The 16,108-nt window shown below is 44.4% G+C and carries 13 protein-coding genes and 2 tRNA genes; 7 read left to right on the forward strand and 8 right to left on the reverse strand.

Going from position 1 to position 16,108, the window contains the following annotated elements:
- Positions 1 to 95 precede the first annotated feature (95 nt).
- Positions 96 to 186, forward strand: a tRNA-Ser gene (locus AC3CH4_RS10665).
- 662 nt (positions 187 to 848) lie between these two features.
- Here AC3CH4_RS10665 and AC3CH4_RS10670 read toward each other — a convergent pair.
- A complete protein-coding gene (locus AC3CH4_RS10670) occupies positions 849 to 2,033 on the reverse strand; it encodes an NnrS family protein (protein WP_488542938.1) in 1,185 nt (394 codons plus the stop codon).
- 37 nt (positions 2,034 to 2,070) lie between these two features.
- Complete coding sequence (locus AC3CH4_RS10675) at positions 2,071 to 2,514, reverse strand: RrF2 family transcriptional regulator (RefSeq protein ID WP_004734067.1); 444 nt, start codon at positions 2,512 to 2,514, stop codon at positions 2,071 to 2,073.
- A gap of 326 nt (positions 2,515 to 2,840) precedes the next feature.
- Here AC3CH4_RS10675 and AC3CH4_RS10680 point away from each other — a divergent pair.
- Positions 2,841 to 2,931, forward strand: a tRNA-Ser gene (locus AC3CH4_RS10680).
- A gap of 65 nt (positions 2,932 to 2,996) precedes the next feature.
- Here the strand turns inward: AC3CH4_RS10680 and AC3CH4_RS10685 are convergent.
- Complete coding sequence (locus AC3CH4_RS10685; protein ID WP_488542939.1) at positions 2,997 to 3,917, reverse strand: histone deacetylase family protein; 921 nt, start codon at positions 3,915 to 3,917, stop codon at positions 2,997 to 2,999.
- Positions 3,918 to 4,178: 261 nt separating this feature from the next.
- Here AC3CH4_RS10685 and AC3CH4_RS10690 point away from each other — a divergent pair, with 261 nt between their 5' ends.
- Complete coding sequence (locus AC3CH4_RS10690) at positions 4,179 to 4,865, forward strand: SDR family oxidoreductase (protein WP_488542940.1); 687 nt, start codon at positions 4,179 to 4,181, stop codon at positions 4,863 to 4,865.
- 7 nt (positions 4,866 to 4,872) lie between these two features.
- Complete coding sequence (locus tag AC3CH4_RS10695) at positions 4,873 to 5,874, forward strand: DUF3080 domain-containing protein (RefSeq protein WP_488542941.1); 1,002 nt, start codon at positions 4,873 to 4,875, stop codon at positions 5,872 to 5,874.
- 18 nt (positions 5,875 to 5,892) lie between these two features.
- Here the strand turns inward: AC3CH4_RS10695 and AC3CH4_RS10700 are convergent, their stop codons facing one another.
- From AC3CH4_RS10700 to AC3CH4_RS10710, 3 genes are all read right to left on the reverse strand, one after another.
- The gene (locus AC3CH4_RS10700; protein WP_488542942.1) at positions 5,893 to 7,887 is read right to left on the reverse strand and encodes a DNA topoisomerase III; all 1,995 of its coding nucleotides are present in this window, start codon (positions 7,885 to 7,887) and stop codon (positions 5,893 to 5,895) included.
- A 115-nt stretch (positions 7,888 to 8,002) separates the two neighbouring features.
- On the reverse strand, positions 8,003 to 8,551 hold the full coding sequence (locus tag AC3CH4_RS10705) for an NAD(P)H nitroreductase (protein ID WP_488542943.1): 549 nt from the start codon (positions 8,549 to 8,551) through the stop codon (positions 8,003 to 8,005).
- Positions 8,552 to 8,771: 220 nt separating this feature from the next.
- Positions 8,772 to 10,781: a 2,4-dienoyl-CoA reductase FMN-binding domain-containing protein gene (locus tag AC3CH4_RS10710; protein ID WP_479273386.1), complete on the reverse strand. Its 2,010-nt coding sequence runs from the start codon at positions 10,779 to 10,781 to the stop codon at positions 8,772 to 8,774.
- Positions 10,782 to 11,060: 279 nt separating this feature from the next.
- On the opposite strand from AC3CH4_RS10710, the gene sppA reads away from it, so the two are divergent.
- Together sppA and ansA are read left to right on the forward strand one after the other, a co-directional pair.
- Positions 11,061 to 12,911 carry a signal peptide peptidase SppA gene (gene sppA, locus AC3CH4_RS10715; RefSeq protein WP_488542944.1) on the forward strand — a complete coding sequence of 617 codons (1,851 nt, stop codon included), beginning with the start codon at positions 11,061 to 11,063 and terminating at the stop codon, positions 12,909 to 12,911.
- A 118-nt stretch (positions 12,912 to 13,029) separates the two neighbouring features.
- Entirely contained in the window at positions 13,030 to 14,046 is a 1,017-nt protein-coding gene (gene ansA, locus AC3CH4_RS10720) for an asparaginase (RefSeq protein WP_004734091.1), read from the forward strand.
- Between the two features lie 195 nt (positions 14,047 to 14,241).
- Here the strand turns inward: ansA and AC3CH4_RS10725 are convergent, their stop codons facing one another.
- On the reverse strand, positions 14,242 to 14,523 hold the full coding sequence (locus tag AC3CH4_RS10725) for a YeaC family protein (RefSeq protein WP_108151427.1): 282 nt from the start codon (positions 14,521 to 14,523) through the stop codon (positions 14,242 to 14,244).
- Between the two features lie 113 nt (positions 14,524 to 14,636).
- Between AC3CH4_RS10725 and AC3CH4_RS10730 the strand changes: the two genes are divergently transcribed.
- Positions 14,637 to 15,443, forward strand: coding sequence for a DUF2989 domain-containing protein (locus AC3CH4_RS10730; protein ID WP_029222678.1), 807 nt, complete (start codon positions 14,637 to 14,639; stop codon positions 15,441 to 15,443).
- A gap of 142 nt (positions 15,444 to 15,585) precedes the next feature.
- Here the strand turns inward: AC3CH4_RS10730 and msrB are convergent, their stop codons facing one another.
- The gene (gene msrB, locus AC3CH4_RS10735) at positions 15,586 to 16,023 is read right to left on the reverse strand and encodes a peptide-methionine (R)-S-oxide reductase MsrB (RefSeq protein ID WP_017079511.1); all 438 of its coding nucleotides are present in this window, start codon (positions 16,021 to 16,023) and stop codon (positions 15,586 to 15,588) included.
- Positions 16,024 to 16,108: the final 85 nt, after the last annotated feature.

The raw sequence follows: 16,108 nt of genomic DNA on the forward strand, positions 1-16,108 counted from the left end.
TATTGCAGCTAATGACTAGAAAACAAGCAACCAAACAAGATTATGATAATTAAGGGTTTACAAGGCACTCTCCCCCTTATATTATGCACGCCAATGGAGGGATGGCTGAGTGGTCGAAAGCACCGGTCTTGAAAACCGGCAACCGTTAATAGCGGTTCTAGGGTTCAAATCCCTATCCCTCCACCACATTAAAGAAAGCCGCTGAGAAATCAGCGGCTTTTTTGCATCTAGCGTAAATCGAATCTAAAGTTTAATATTCAACTATTCCCCCAAAGACAGATTGTTTGGTTACTTAATTGAAATCATTCTGAACGTTTAAAGCCCAGCTATGACTCTATAGCTGTTTGAATATCACTAGCTAGCTCAATTTATATTCTCTCCGCACTCCAGTCATCGATACATACCTTAGACCAAACTTATCTGCACAGCGCGTTCATTCAATATGACTAGACTGGTGGTGCATGCCAATTGGGTACAGTTACTCGCTAGAGAGTCAGAATTCACTGCAGGCTCGAATAGTGTTTAGGCTTGTTTCAGGCACTCATCATAAATCCATAAAAATAAAAAAATCCAGAGGCTTCATCTAAGTCTCTGGATTTCTAAATTTGGCTTGAGCGCTACTTTAATTAAGCGTTTTCTTGCTTAGTCTCTTGCTGCTCTGCTTGTTTCTTTTGTTCAGCTTCATTTGCTTTTTCTTCGTGGTTTGAACCACCACATCCGCCACAACAGCTCATAATCATACTCTCTTTGATTGTGTTTAAGTCATTCACTGCAGACATAGTATTAAAGATGCATTTTAAATGCAACTTTAAAGTCATCAATATTGAACATTCGCAACTTGTAGTAATTTAAGCTTTTGGTTTTATTAAAATTGGTAAGTACAACACAACGAAACAACTGTACGCGACAACCCACAGAGCACTGGATAAGGTAATGATATAAACAATATTATGGGTAAAGTACCCGCCAAACACTCGTACAAAAAAGGCAAAAACAATGGCGATTAACGCCGCAGTCATTATTTTACCAATCGCGATAGTTCGACCGGTATGTCCTAGAGAGACACGTGAGATCATTGATAAGATCATCACTCCCATTCCACCAACGGTTAAGGCATGAATCGCTTGTGATTGCGTGACCAATGGTGAAATGATCGAAACGCCATACAAGACCAATCCTAACGAAATGGCCCAGTAGCTTAAGTGTAAAGACCACACGAGAGGAGTCTTAAAAGCAACCCATATTTTCCACCTTACTGCCCTAATCGCATTTGCCAAGCCACTGGCAATAAACACGAAAGCAACGAGACTTTGTGGAACTGGAAGTATCTGAAAGCTCAACACAACGGCGAAAATCGTGCTCACGATGCTCAGCTTTTCAAGCCATGGTAATGCAGGGGTTCGTGGTGTCTGTGTGCCATTAGCGGTAAACATAGGAAAAACTCGTCCACCCATAATGCACATGACTAGAGTCACCAACAGCACCATGCTTGTGCTAGCTTGTGACATTAAGAGTGGCTGCTGAAATAGAACACCATAGTGCATCGCAGCATTGGCAAAGGTCATAAGCAGCAGAATAGGAATGAACAACAGATTTCGCCAAAGCTTCACACTGACAATATTGTGGGCAAGATAAATTACAGCGATCGGTAAAAACAGTAAATCGAGTACAGCCACCAGCCAAGGGCTTAGAACCTCAGGTAGGAACATGGCTATTCTCGCACACAACCATAGAGCCAGAAGTATCATTAACCCACGTCCGTTAATACTGCGGACACCCGTCCAATTTTGTACGGCCGTCAGCAAAAAACCAACCACAACAGTGGCTGCAAAACCAAACAACATTTCATGAATATGCCACCACATTGCACCGCCATAAACATTTAAGGTTGCGCTGCCATTCCAAAAAGCAGCCCAACCAACTAATGCTGCAATACTAAAAAGTGATGCAAACAAAAAAAACGGTCGAAACGCGAGTTCGAAAAATGCCGTCATTGAAACGCCATTGTTGGGGTTTTGATTTAAATTTTTCATCATCGTAAACCTAGTGAGTAAACAAAACTTGCTTACTTTAAATAACTTCAACCGCCAAGAGTTGCCCTAGCTTGTAGCTGTGTCCTTCGCCAAGGAGATCTTGTAAGCTATAAGCGTCTAAGCTTTTGTAAAAACACTCTTGAGCTTCAGCAAAGATAGTTTTCAATTGGCAATTTGGTGTAATGACACAGCTATTATCCTCGCCAAAACATTCAACCAAGTTACGTTTGTCTTCTAACTCTCGAACTAACGTACCTATGTTGATCTGACTTGGATGGCAACTGAGTTTCAAACCACCATTTTTTCCTCTTGTGGCGATCAGATGTCCTTTGAGGTTGAGTTGCTGAACGATCTTCATTAAATGGTTTTTAGAAATACCATAACTGTTAGCAATGTCGCCGATGGTGCTAAGAGATTGGTTGTTGATCGCTAAATAGATCAGAACTCGTAGGGAATAATCAGTGTAACGTGTGATATGCATGGTGGGATATTTCACTCTATAAGATGCATTCATTATGAATCTTATAGACAGCAAAGGCAAGTTAACCCTAATGAGGAATGGTGGCTACACACCAAAAGCCAAGGCTTCGGTCCTAATTACGTTCCTCACATCAGTTGTATTCGATCCTTTCTCCATTTTCCTTCCTCAAATGATACCTACCCCCCCGAAGTCGAAACGATCAGGAACATTTTTCGATGTATTTTCACTCTAACCATATAAAAATGCACAAACTTGTTCATAAAAAAAGCAGTCAGTTGATAAGGGTATTTACAAGCCAAAGCCAGCCTTATATTATACTCGCCATTGGAGGGATGGCTGAGTGGTCGAAAGCACCGGTCTTGAAAACCGGCAACCGTTAATAGCGGTTCTAGGGTTCAAATCCCTATCCCTCCACCACATTAAAAAAAGCCGCTGAGAAATCAGCGGCTTTTTTGTATCTGAAGATCACGCAGCTCAACGGTTCAGCTATTCACAGCCAATGCAGCGTTTAGTAGCTGCATGTGAATCGGCACCAGATCTTTGTGTTCCGACCGATAACCGCCACCTACAACACACGCCATTGGAATCGCTTTACTCTTTGCTAAGTTGAGCATCAAACAATCGCGTTCAAATACCCCTTGTGTCGAGATATTCAAATAGCCCAGCTCATCGTCTTGGTGAATATCAATGCCCGCATCATAAACGATCAGATCAGGTTGGTGGTGAGCAATCGCCAACTTAGTGACTTGTTCAAAACAACGTAAGAACTCTTCATCTTCTGTTTCACGGCTTAATGGCACATCCAAATCGGATAGCGGTTTTCGTGCAGGGAAGTTTTTGTCGCAGTGGAACGACAAAGTAATGATGTCGTCATTCTCTTGGCAAAGAGTCGCTGTGCCATCACCATGATGAACGTCACTGTCGACTATCAGCACTTTATCAATATGTTCAAAGGTCAGCGCATGTTTTGCCGCTAACACCAGATCGTTCAACAAACAAAAGCCGCTACCAAAATCATGGTGTGCGTGATGATAACCACCACTCAAATGAATCGCTAAACCACTCTCTATTGCCATTTCAGCGGCCAAGCAGGTTCCACCACTAGAGTAGAGTGTTCTCTCAATAAGTTGTTTACTCCACGGGAACCCGATGCGTCTCATTTTCGCCGCGGGCAAATTACCAGAAACAAGCAAATCCACATACTCACTATCGTGAACCTGTTTTACCTGTTCAACCGAAACCGGCGTTGGTTGGAAGATTTCAAACTGGCTCTTCCATAGAGGATCGCTATCCATTAACGCTTCAACGGCACTGTGTAACAACTGATATTTGTTAATCGGGTAACGATGACCTTCTGGTAAAGGTAACTGCGAATAGATTGGGTGGTAAATTAAAGGAATCATAATCAGGTTAATTGCGTATCTTTCTCAAAATCATAACAGTCTCAGCCTAGGCGACAACCTTAATTAATGATAATAGTTATCATTAACTTATTTTTCAAAAAGAGACAGCAATGAAAAACCTAATACTCATCTTTGGGGTGATCTGCGGCTCAGTAGCAGCAGTAATGATTTTTGTAGGAATGCTAATGGCCAGTTGGTGGAGCGTTGATTTTCTCGTGTTAAGCCATCAAACTTAACTAATTGAACTAAAAAGGAATCACCATGAGCGTTATTTTCATTACTGGAGCAAATTGCGGCATTGGCTTGAGCCTAACCCAGCAGTACTTAAAAGGTAACCACAAAGTGTACGCGACTTATCGTGATGCCAATTCAGCAAAAGAACTGCTCTCTCTCGCAGACCACAACAGCAACCTGACCTGCATTCAATTAGAGATAACCGATTATCAAGCGGTGAGCCACCTCACTTCGCAAATAGAGTCGATTGATATTTTGATCAACAACGCTGGCTACTATGGTCCTAAAGGTTATGGTCTGGGTAATACCGATGTCGAAGCGTGGCGCCGTGTATTCGAAGTCAACACCATTGCGCCATTGAAGCTTGTCGAGACTCTATTACCTCTTATAGAAAGTAGTGACGTCAAAAAGATCGCCTGCCTGTCTTCCAGAGTCGGTAGCATGTCTGAGAACACCTCGGGAGGCGGCTACATCTATCGCTCCTCCAAAGCCGCTCTAAACTCCGTTGTAAAAAGCCTAAGTAACGACTTAACCGATAATGGCGTTACCGTGTTAGCTCTGCATCCTGGTTGGGTACAGACAGAAATGGGCGGCCCTAATGCTCTGATCGACACTGAAACCTCAGCTTTTGGTCTTATCAAAGTCATCGAGTCCGCGAATACTGAAGTAAGTGGTCACTTCTTCAATTTCGATGGCAGTGAAATAGACTGGTAACCCGCATATGAATGATGGCCCTCTCTCAAACCTAGTTAAGCACTCAACACTGTTTTGTCTAACGGTGATGCTAGCTGGCTGTTTCAGTGATGGCCCCGGAGACTTATTCGACGACTACCAAACCAAGATAGCCAGAGTACAAGATGTTGACGAGATAAAAGAGGAATGGGAATTTGAAAACCTACCGAGAAAAAGAGAACTTTTGATTGACGTGCCATCGCTTTCTATCGGTCTCATCGACAGTTACCAGCTTCGTCAGTGTGGATTGTTCAATCTGATTGCAGAAAGAAATTCGGTTCTTGGGAAAGTCGCGGATGAGTTTCGTAATTACGATTATCAAGTCGCCCTACTTGCAGGTGTTGGGAAATGTTTATCCGGTAGCGAATTAGACTCTGAGGTCGTAGAGCTACTGAAAGAAATCGAGCAGCAGAAACTCACACAGTTTCCGCTGCACCAGTGGAATCTAATCTATGCCAGCGATGCCATGCAGTCGCAAATGCGTGGTAGTCAGTGGTTACGTGCTGATATCGGCGATCAGGTACGACAAACCAGTGGCGCCTTAGAACATCTCAACCAAGCGTTAAACGCGCCGCTCGTTTCCGGCAAGACTATTGAGGTTCAAGAAATATTAGAGAAGAGCTCTACGCTCGGGGATTTATACTATTCGCTCGCTCGTGCGTCAGTTGAACTTGATACCATCACCAAGCAACTCACTACTTTTGATGCGAACATCATCTGTGGTAAACAGCGAGACACAACGAAATTTCGCTACCTTAACAATGTGTTTGAGCAGCAATATATTGGTAAGGTTCAGCCTTACATGGCGCAGCTGGATGGCTACTATCAACAGTTAGCCCCGCAACTAGGAATGTTTGACGCGCAACCTGAACTGCACAGTTATTACTTTCCCATCCAAGATGCACATCAAGCCTTTCGAGCATCAACTCGTCGCCATGTGGACTATTGGCAGCAGCTGTTTAAGCGTTGTGGCCGTAAAGTCGGTCGTTAATCCTTAACTCAATAAGTCTTAGCTTTTGGTGCTCTTTTTAGCGGAAGTACCTTTCTTAGCATACGTACCTGTCTTGGCATAAGACTTCTTCGCACCACCGCCTTTACGTCGTTTGAAGGCAGGTCTTTCGACTTTAGGAAGATGACGCAGAGACTCAGGAACTTCGCCGGTTTTTACCTTGCCCATCAAACCATCAATCTTGCTTTCTAACGCTTGCATGAAAGGTTGATACGCTTGATTACGCTCAGCCATACCTTGCAACTGGTGCTCCCAGTGTGCCGTCATGTCTGGGAAAGTAGAATCCTCAGGTAAGGCATGAATCAAGCCTCTGCCCGCAGGGCTACTGTGAATGCTCTTACCTTGTCGCGTTAACAGTTGTCTCTTGAATAAAGTATCTAGAATACCCGCTCGGGTTGCTTCTGTGCCAAGACCATCGGTCTCTTTCAAAATGGCTTTAAGGTCTTTGTTTGCGACAAAGCGCGCGATACCAGTCATCGCTTGTAGCAAGGTCGCTTCCGTGAAGTGTTTTGGTGGCTCAGTCTTTTTGTCTCCAATAATTCCTTCACGGCAATTGAGTACCGTTCCTTTATCTAATGGAGGCACCGTATCCGTACCATCACCTTTCTCTTCAGTGTCCGTTTTGCCCATTAACACTTTCCAACCTGGATTGATAAGCTGACGTCCTTTGGCAATGAATACGCCACCAGCGATATCAAAAACTAACTTGGCATCGGCAAAAATGGCAGGCGGGTAGAATTGCATTAGATACTGACGAGCAATTTGCTGATAGATTTTCATCTCATTGGCAGACAGGCCGTTCACCGATGACTTTTTCGGAGTAGGAATTATCGCGTGGTGAGCATCGACCTTACTGTCGTTCCATGCTTTGGATTTAAGAGAAAGATCCGCACCTTGAGCACCACTTTGCAGCTCTTTCGCATTGTTAGCGATAGCATCCACGACCGACTCTCTTTGCGAGTAGTGATCCTTAGGTAGGTAGCGGCTGTCAGAACGTGGATAAGTGATGAGTTTGTGCTTCTCGTACAACGACTGACAAGTGTCGAGTACCTGTTGAGCACTCATACCAAAACGCTTAGACGCATCAATTTGCAAAGCTGACAACGAATAAGGCAATGGCGCAGCTTGTTTACTTTGCTTTTGCTCTGATTCCGTCACCGTCGCGGGTTGGTTCGTAATTCGGTTAGCCACGTTCTCAACCAGCTTTCGATTGAGCACGCGGCCTTCTTCATCTTGCCATGGTTTACATGCTTCGCTTGGTTTCCAACGCGCTCGAATATCAAAGCTCTGGCCGTTATTTTGATAAGGGATCAAAGCGTGCAGAGTGAAATAATCTTTAGGAATGAAGTTTTCTATTTCTTCATCACGCCTTACAACCAAACCAAGTACAGGCGTTTGTACTCGCCCTACCGACAACACGCCTTGGTAGCCCGCCTTTTGACCTAACAAGGTATACGCGCGAGTCATGTTCATGCCATACAGCCAATCGGCTCTAGAGCGCGCCAATGCAGAAATAGAAAGTGGAATAAAATCTCGGTTACTGCGCATTTGAGAGAGCGCACGCTTTACGGCTGGTAAGTTCAAATCGCTGATCAGCAGCCTGTCCATCGACTCTTTCTTAGCCTTAGACACCTTGCAGTAATCGATAACTTCATCAACCAGCAGCTGCCCTTCTCTATCCGGGTCACCCGCATGAACGATTTGAGTCGCGTCCTTCAATAGCTTTCGGATCACCGTGAGCTGTTTGCTTGACGTCTTACGCGGTCTTAGTTGCCATTGCTCTGGCACGATAGGAAGATCGGCTAAGTTCCACTTCTTATAACGGTCATCATAAGCATCCGGCTCAACCTGCTCCAATAAGTGTCCAATACACCAAGTCACCACATCCCCATTGCCACATTTGATAAACCCTTGGTCTTTCTTCTGTGGATTCGGTAGTGCAGCGGCGATCGCGCGGCCTAGGCTTGGTTTTTCAGCAATAATAAGACGAGACATGTTTTTCCAGATGCTACAAACAATTAGGGCCACATTATCTAATGTGGCCCTAATAAATCAAGAAAAACTGGTTGTTTATACAGTTAGCATTCCACTATTCAAGCTTCAGCTTTCTTTACAAGAGCTCGACGAACTTTGAGAAGTCACGTTCTGGCGCTTTCATTGGCGTACAGCCCGGAGTGCCTAGGTATAGGAAACCCACGATTTCGTCGTCGCCTTCTAGGCCAAACGCTTGGTGTACTTCTGGGTGGAACATCCATTTACCTGAACGCCAAAAACCTTGGAAACCTTGAGCGACGGCCGCCATTTGCATCGCCTGTGCAGCGCAACCCGCAGATAGGTGTTGTTCGAATGCAGGCACTTTCTCGTGCTCGGTCACTTTTGCAATCACGGTAATCACCATTGGAGCTCGAAACGGCGCTTTTTTAACTTTCTCGATAACCGCTTCTTCGCTTTCATCGGCTTGTGCGGCGCGCACCAAGATGTCTGAAAGCTTTTGTAGACCAGAACCTTGCGCGATAACAAAGCGCCATGGTGTTAGAGCTCCGTGGTCTGGAGCTCGTAAGCCCGCTTTGATGATGTTTTCTAATGCTACACCTTCAGGTGCTGGATCAGAGAGTTTTGCGATTGAGCGTCTGTTGAGCAATAGATCCAAAGCATCCATTTGAAGTCCTTACTAATTTTTATTGTTTGTATAGTTGAACTGTAGCACAAAACACAAACGATAATAAATCTCAACAGCTGTCCATTTGAAGCCATATTTGAAACGACACTAGAAACAATAAAGGCTCCTAAATCTATGACTTAGGAGCCTTATTTATTTTTCCACTTCAAGCTAGTTTAGCGAGAAAATTTAACGATGTTCTAAGACTTGATAACCCGCTCTACAGCTTAATAGCTAGCTCAACACCTTGACGGATAGCTCGTACTGCATCCAGTTCACCTGCGTAATCGGCACCGCCTATCACGTGCAGTTTGCCACCAAACTCTTGCCACATATCTTCGAATGGACGAACTGAAACCTGACCCGCACACACGATTACGGAATCGGCATCCAGTACTTGTTCTTTTTTGCCAACGCTAATATGCAGGCCTTGGTCATCAATCTTGTTGTAGCTCACGCCACCAAGTAAGTTCACACCACGTTTTTCTAATGTGCGTTTATGAATCCAACCTGTAGTTTTGCCCGGGCCTTTACCGACACGACCTGCTTTACGCTGCATCACCCAAACCGTTTTATCACTGAACGAATCAGGGTAAGGATAAAGTCCACCAGGGTGTTCCATATTTTTATCAATGCCCCACTCATGCAGCCAGTCATCCAAGCTGTGAGAAGTCGGCTCTGTCAGCATAGTTGCCACATCAATACCAATACCACCGGCACCAACAATCGCGACTTTTTCGCCTACTGGTGTCTTTTCACGAATCAAGGTTTGATAATCGATTACGTTTTCTTGGTCAATCCCTTCAATATCAAGCTTTCTTGGTTCAACACCAGCAGCCATAACGACTTCATCATACTTCAACAACATCTCAAACGTCGCTTCAGTATCCAGTTTTAAGTTCACGCCTGATGCATCAATTTGGTTAGCAAAGTAACGAATCGTTTCTCTGAACTCTTCTTTACCCGGAATCTGCATTGCCAATCTAAATTGTCCACCGATACGGTCATTTTTCTCAATCAGATCAACATTATGACCACGCTGTGCCAACGTAGTCGCGCAGGCTAAACCAGCAGGCCCTGCGCCAACAACAGCAATAGTTTTGGTCGCTTCGGCAGGTTGAACAACAATTTCAGTTTCGTAACAAGCACGAGGGTTCACCAAACAGCTCGCTCTTTTGCCTTTGAATACGTTATCAAGACAAGCTTGGTTACAACCGATACAGGTGTTAATGAACTGAGCTTGGTCTTGAGCCGCTTTATTTACGAAATCAGGGTCAGCCAAAAATGGACGAGCCATTGATACCATGTCAGCCTGTCCTGAACTGAGGATACGTTCGGCCTCTTCTGGCGTGTTGATACGGTTACATGTCACCACTGGGATCGACACGTATGGTTTTACTTTTTCCGTCACCCAAGAGAATGCCCCTCTTGGAACTTGTGTCGCAATCGTAGGAACACGAGCTTCATGCCAACCAATACCAGTATTAATAATGGTCACACCCGCTTCTTCTAGCTTCTGAGCCAGAAGTACAACATCTTCGAACGTGCTGCCTTGCTCAACCAAATCCAGCATCGATAAGCGGAAAATAATGATGAAATCTTTACCCACCGCTTCGCGAATCGATTTAACGATCTCTAATGGGAAGCGCATGCGCTTCTCATAAGAACCGCCCCATTCGTCATAACGCATGTTGGTACGTTTACAGATAAATTGGTTAATCAAGTAGCCTTCAGAGCCCATAATCTCAATGCCGTCATAGCCAGCAACCTGAGCGAGTTCTGCACTGTTGGCAAAAGCACCGATGGTCTTTTTAATTTGACGAGGGCTCATCTCACTCGGTGCAAACTTAGCGATTGGTGCTTTGATGCCCGAAGCACTTTGCGCGAATGGGTGCATTGCATAGCGGCCAGCATGCAGCAACTGAAGGGCAATTTTACCGCCATGCTTATGCACGGCCTCGGTAACAACTTGGTGAGCTTTTGCGTGCTTAACTTTACTGAACTCAGCACTAAATGGGGTCAATCTGCCACGTAAATTAGGAGAGAAACCACCGGTAACAATAAGGCCAACGCCTCCTTTTGCTCGCTCTTCATAAAACGCGGCAAGCTTGTGGAGGCCTTCTTTATTTTCTTCTAAACCCGTATGCATTGATCCCATCAATACACGGTTACGTAACTGAGTAAATCCAAGATCGAGTGGTTCGAGTAAATGTGGGTACATGGCAGACATCACTTCTATTATTATATCCTTGTGGTCTGACCACAATATAACTCAATCACCAAAAGTTCAAACAACCGTTTACATTTTTGTAACACTGATCATAATGCTGAAGGTATTAATCGTTCAGAAACCCTTAATTTGTCTACACTTAATGAGAATATATATCGATTAACAATTCTTGGTGTAGTTTGAGCTAGGGAATTATCGTAGGATACTAAGCAGTTCATATTATTGAGATTAATAGTACTGTTGCTTGTTAAAGCCACGTGATCTCACTGCGGAGACATAATGAAAAAGATATTCAAATTTATAGGTATGATCTTTAAAGGGATTTGGAAGCTCATCACGTTTGTGCGTCTTGCGCTCGTTAACCTCTTCTTTTTACTCAGTATCGCCATCATCTACTTTGTATACTTCCACTCAGACACAACTCAGCCCACTGTTCCACAGGAATCGGCTTTAGTGCTTAACCTGTCTGGTCCTATCGTGGAGCAAAGTCGCTATATCAACCCGATGGATTCGGTCACGGGTTCACTGCTTGGCAAAGACCTTCCAAAAGAGAACGTCCTGTTTGATATTGTTGAAACGATTCGCTACGCCAAAGACGATGACAACGTTACTGGTATCGTTTTAGCACTCAAAGAACTGCCAGAAACCAATCTAACCAAGCTTCGCTACATTGCTAAAGCACTCAACGAGTTCAAAGCAACTGGCAAACCAATTTATGCGGTGGGTGACTTTTACAACCAAAGCCAATACTACCTAGCCAGCTACGCAACTAAAGTCTTCCTATCACCAGATGGTGGGGTTCTTCTTAAAGGCTACAGCGCTTATTCGCTTTACTACAAAACGTTATTAGAGAAGCTAGACGTCAACACGCACGTTTTCCGTGTTGGTACCTATAAGTCAGCTATCGAGCCTTTCATTCGTGACGACATGTCAGATGCAGCGAAAGAATCTGCTTCTCGTTGGTTAGGCCAATTATGGGGCGCATACGTTGATGACGTGAGCAACAACCGTCAGATCGACGCGAAAACGCTGAACCCAAGCATGGACTCTTTCTTAAAAGACCTTGAGTCGGTTGATGGCGATATCGCAAAACTGGCAGAGAAGCTTGGTTTAGTTGACGAACTGGCGACTCGCCAGCAAGTACGACTAGAGCTTGCTGACGTTTTCGGCAGTGATGGTCAAGACAGCTATAACGCGTTTGGGTACTACGAGTACCGTACAACCATGCTTCCAGACCTAACAAGTGAATCGCACGATGTTGCTGTGATTGTTGCTAGCGGCGCAATTATGGATGGTAAGCAGCCACGTGGCACCGTTGGTGGTGATACCACAGCAGCACTACTTCGCCAAGCGCGCAACGACGATAAAGTAAAAGCTGTTGTACTTCGTGTAGACAGCCCAGGTGGTAGCGCATTTGCTTCAGAAGTGATTCGCAATGAAATAGAAGCGATCAAGCAAGCGGGCAAGCCGGTTGTTGTCTCTATGTCTAGCCTTGCCGCTTCGGGTGGTTACTGGATCTCGATGGGTGCGGACAAAATCCTGGCTCAACCAACGACCTTAACTGGTTCGATTGGTATCTTTAGTGTTATCACAACCTTCGAAAAAGGGTTGAACGATATTGGTGTTTACACTGATGGCGTTGGTACGTCACCTTTCTCTGGTCTTGGTCTTACGACTGGGCTTAGCGACGGCGCGAAAGATGCGTTCCAAATGGGCATTGAGAACGGTTACCGCCGATTCATCAGCCTAGTTGGAGATAATCGCGGCATGGAAGTCGATGCTGTCGACAAGATCGCTCAAGGCCGAGTATGGACTGGCCAAGATGCAATCCAGAAAGGTCTAGTCGATGAAATTGGTGATTTTGATGATGCGATTACAGCAGCGGCTTCACTTGCAGAACTTGAAACCTACAACATCTACTGGGTAGAAGAACCACTTTCAACGACTGAACAATTTATTCAAGAATTTATGAATCAAGTTCAGATGTCGATAGGCTTTGATATTCAATCAATGATACCAAGCAGTTTACAACCTGTTACTCAGCAGTTAGTTCAAGATAGCCAGCTGTTAGGCAACTTTAACGACCCACAAGGCCGATACGCTTTTTGCTTAAACTGCCAAGTTCAATAAGATAAGCTCAACGCTTTGTTATCAAGAGGCGCCTCTGTGTGAGGCGCCTCTTTTTATTGCATGATAATTCGCTATAATCGCCCCCCTGTTCCCTATATCACACTAAGTATTAATCGCCATGGAAAGAAAACACATCTATATCGCGTATACCGGCGGCACAATTGGCATGCAGAAGTCTTTGGACCACGGCTATGTCCCTGTCGCAGGTTTTATGGATAAGCAGCTAGCTGGCATGCCTGAATTCCATCGCCCAGAAATGCCTGAGTACACCATTCATGAATACTCTCCATTAATGGACTCTTCAGATATGACGCCACTTGATTGGCAGACTATCGCTGATGATATTCGCGCGAACTACGATAAGTACGATGGTTTCGTTATCCTACACGGTACAGACACAATGGCTTACACCGCCTCTGCTCTGTCTTTCATGCTGGAAAACCTCGGCAAACCTGTGATTGTTACGGGCTCTCAGATCCCATTGGCAGAGTTACGTTCAGATGGACAAGCAAACCTGTTGAATGCTCTGCACATTGCAGCGAACTACCCGATCAACGAAGTGACACTGTTCTTCAACAACAAGTTGATGCGCGGTAACCGCAGCACAAAATCACACGCAGATGGCTTCAATGCGTTTACCTCTCCAAACCTAACCCCATTGCTAGAAGCGGGTATCAATATCCAGATCAGCAATAACGTAAAGGTAAACGAGCAACCTGAAGGTGCTTTCAAGGTTCATAACATTACTCCGCAACCCATCGGCGTAATCACTATGTATCCAGGCATCTCACATGAGGTGATTCGCAACACACTACTACAGCCTGTTAACGCAATGATTTTGCTAACTTTTGGTGTTGGTAACGCACCACAAAATCAAGAGTTACTTCAGCACTTAAAAGATGCATCAGAACGAGGTGTGATTGTAGTGAATCTAACTCAGTGTTTGGCGGGTAAAGTCAATATGGGTGGTTACGCGACGGGTTGTGCACTAGCAGAATCTGGAGTTGTCAGTGGTTACGATATGACACCAGAAGCGGCACTGGCGAAGTTACATTACCTGTTGAGCCAAAACTTAAGCTACGAACAAGTGAAGGATCAAATGCAACAAGTGTTGCGCGGTGAGATGAGTTTATAAGCTTGTTCAACTATAGGTTTAGAGCTATAGGTTCAGAGATTTAGCTATACGTTTAACCAAAACCTTCGCATTAACCCAGTCGTTTCATGGGTATCGCAGGCGTTTAACGTGAACTAAATCGTTTTATTGCTTATAAATAAACGGCTTAACAGCTAAAGGGGTGGCACAGTGCCGCCCCTTTGTTGTAATTTAAGCCTAATGATTCGGGTTAACCCTAACAATATCGTCTTGGTCTGACTTAAATTGCTTCTTAAGCTCAGACTTAGATTTAAAGCTAATATCACCACCAGCTGCAACTGTCATATGTTGGGCTTCGGAGTTATGTTTAGATTGATATAACATAACGGCTTGCATACACGAGTCGCGCTGTTCTTTAGAGAGCGCCGTACCTTCTGGCCATTTACCCGTCTCAACGGCGTAAGTTAAACGTTCGTAGACCTCGGGTGTCATTGCGCTAAGAAGTTGTTCTGCATCCATGATAAAGCCTTAGTTTTAACAATTTTCACCAGAAAATAACCCGTAACAGAATTGAGTCAAGAACCTGACCGATAATAAGTGCATTCGATCACAAGTGAAGGAATATGAAAATGATGAAACGGTTGGCAATTAGCCTATTACCTTTCACTCTGGTTGGGTGTCTTGAAGGAAATAAAAATACCGATCAACTCTGTCAAAGTAATCCGGGGCTGCAGTGTGAGGAGTTGAACATGAACGATGGGCAATGTCGCGTCGCACGTACCGACCTCATCTGGCATCGATTTGAAGTTCAGAAGCAACCCTCCGAAGCCAATAAGATTAAAGAGTTCAAGTTAGTCACTGCGTACAAAAAGTGCCTAGAGCTTGCGGCGCAGATCGAGACGATTGATCAATCTAAGCTGCAAGAGCGTCGCTTTACTTCTTTAATGCACAGCATCGAAGAGTCTGAGCGTATTGTAGATGAACTATCACAATCCAATACACCGGAAACGCTTTACTTCTTGTGGTCACAAACCGGGGACACCAACGCCAGACGCAGTTTCCTACAACTAGAAGGGAAAGAAGCGTTAAATACGGCAGAAATGCAATATGCCTTAGCCACCTTCTATACCACCCGCGATCATGCAAAAACGCTTAAGCTACTCAATAATGCGTTAACGCTTTCAAATGGTTCGGTCGTCAACACTGAAATCTTCAAGTCGATGGCCAGTATCAACCACAGCCTTGGTCATATGGAAAAAGCGTATGTGTGGGCAATGGTTGCCAAAGACTTTGATGTGCCCATTGCTTCTGAAGCAGAGCTCACTGTGCTGTATCGTTTCGACAAACCTCAATACAAGCAATTCAATGATGATGCTGAAAAGATTGTCGAAGCCATTGAAGACGGTGTTTACACCGCGTCTATAGTGCCGAACTATTAGTTTTGATTTCTTAATGCACAAAAAAACAGCTACTTCATGGTAGCTGTTTTTATTTGTACTAGAGTTAATTCTGAAATCTTGGGTTGTTCAATAGTCCTTAATCGACAAGTACGACCTGTAAGGATTAAACAATTGTGACAAGTTATTTCGTACTTTTGTCATTTTTGTTGAAAATTAACGACACAGAATTAACACAGAACCGCTCACCTGTTGTCTGTGGGCCATCAGGAAAAACGTGACCTAAATGGCTATCACAAGCAGTACAACGGATCTCCACACGCTTCATTCCGTGACTTAGATCTTCTATATAGCGTACTGCTTCATCATTCACTGGAGCATCAAAGCTTGGCCAACCGCACCCAGAGTCATATTTGTTATCCGACAGAAACAAAGGGCTTTCACAGCATGTGCAGCTATAGACACCAGTGTTATGGTTGTGCAGTAACTTACCGCTATATGGGGCTTCAGTACCACGTTCACGGCACACAGCAAATTCGTCGTCCGTTAGGCGCTCACGCCAGTATTCATCAGGCTTTATCATATTCCCTCCCTTTTGAACCACGTTAATATCTCTCCACATTCTCTGTTATTATATTTACTTTTTTCTATAAAGGCTTGCATATCAGTCGTTTTGTAGCACATACTTTCTCACCAGGAAACATTGT

The sequence above is a fragment of the Vibrio sp. QJM3NY_26 genome (assembly GCF_057786005.1).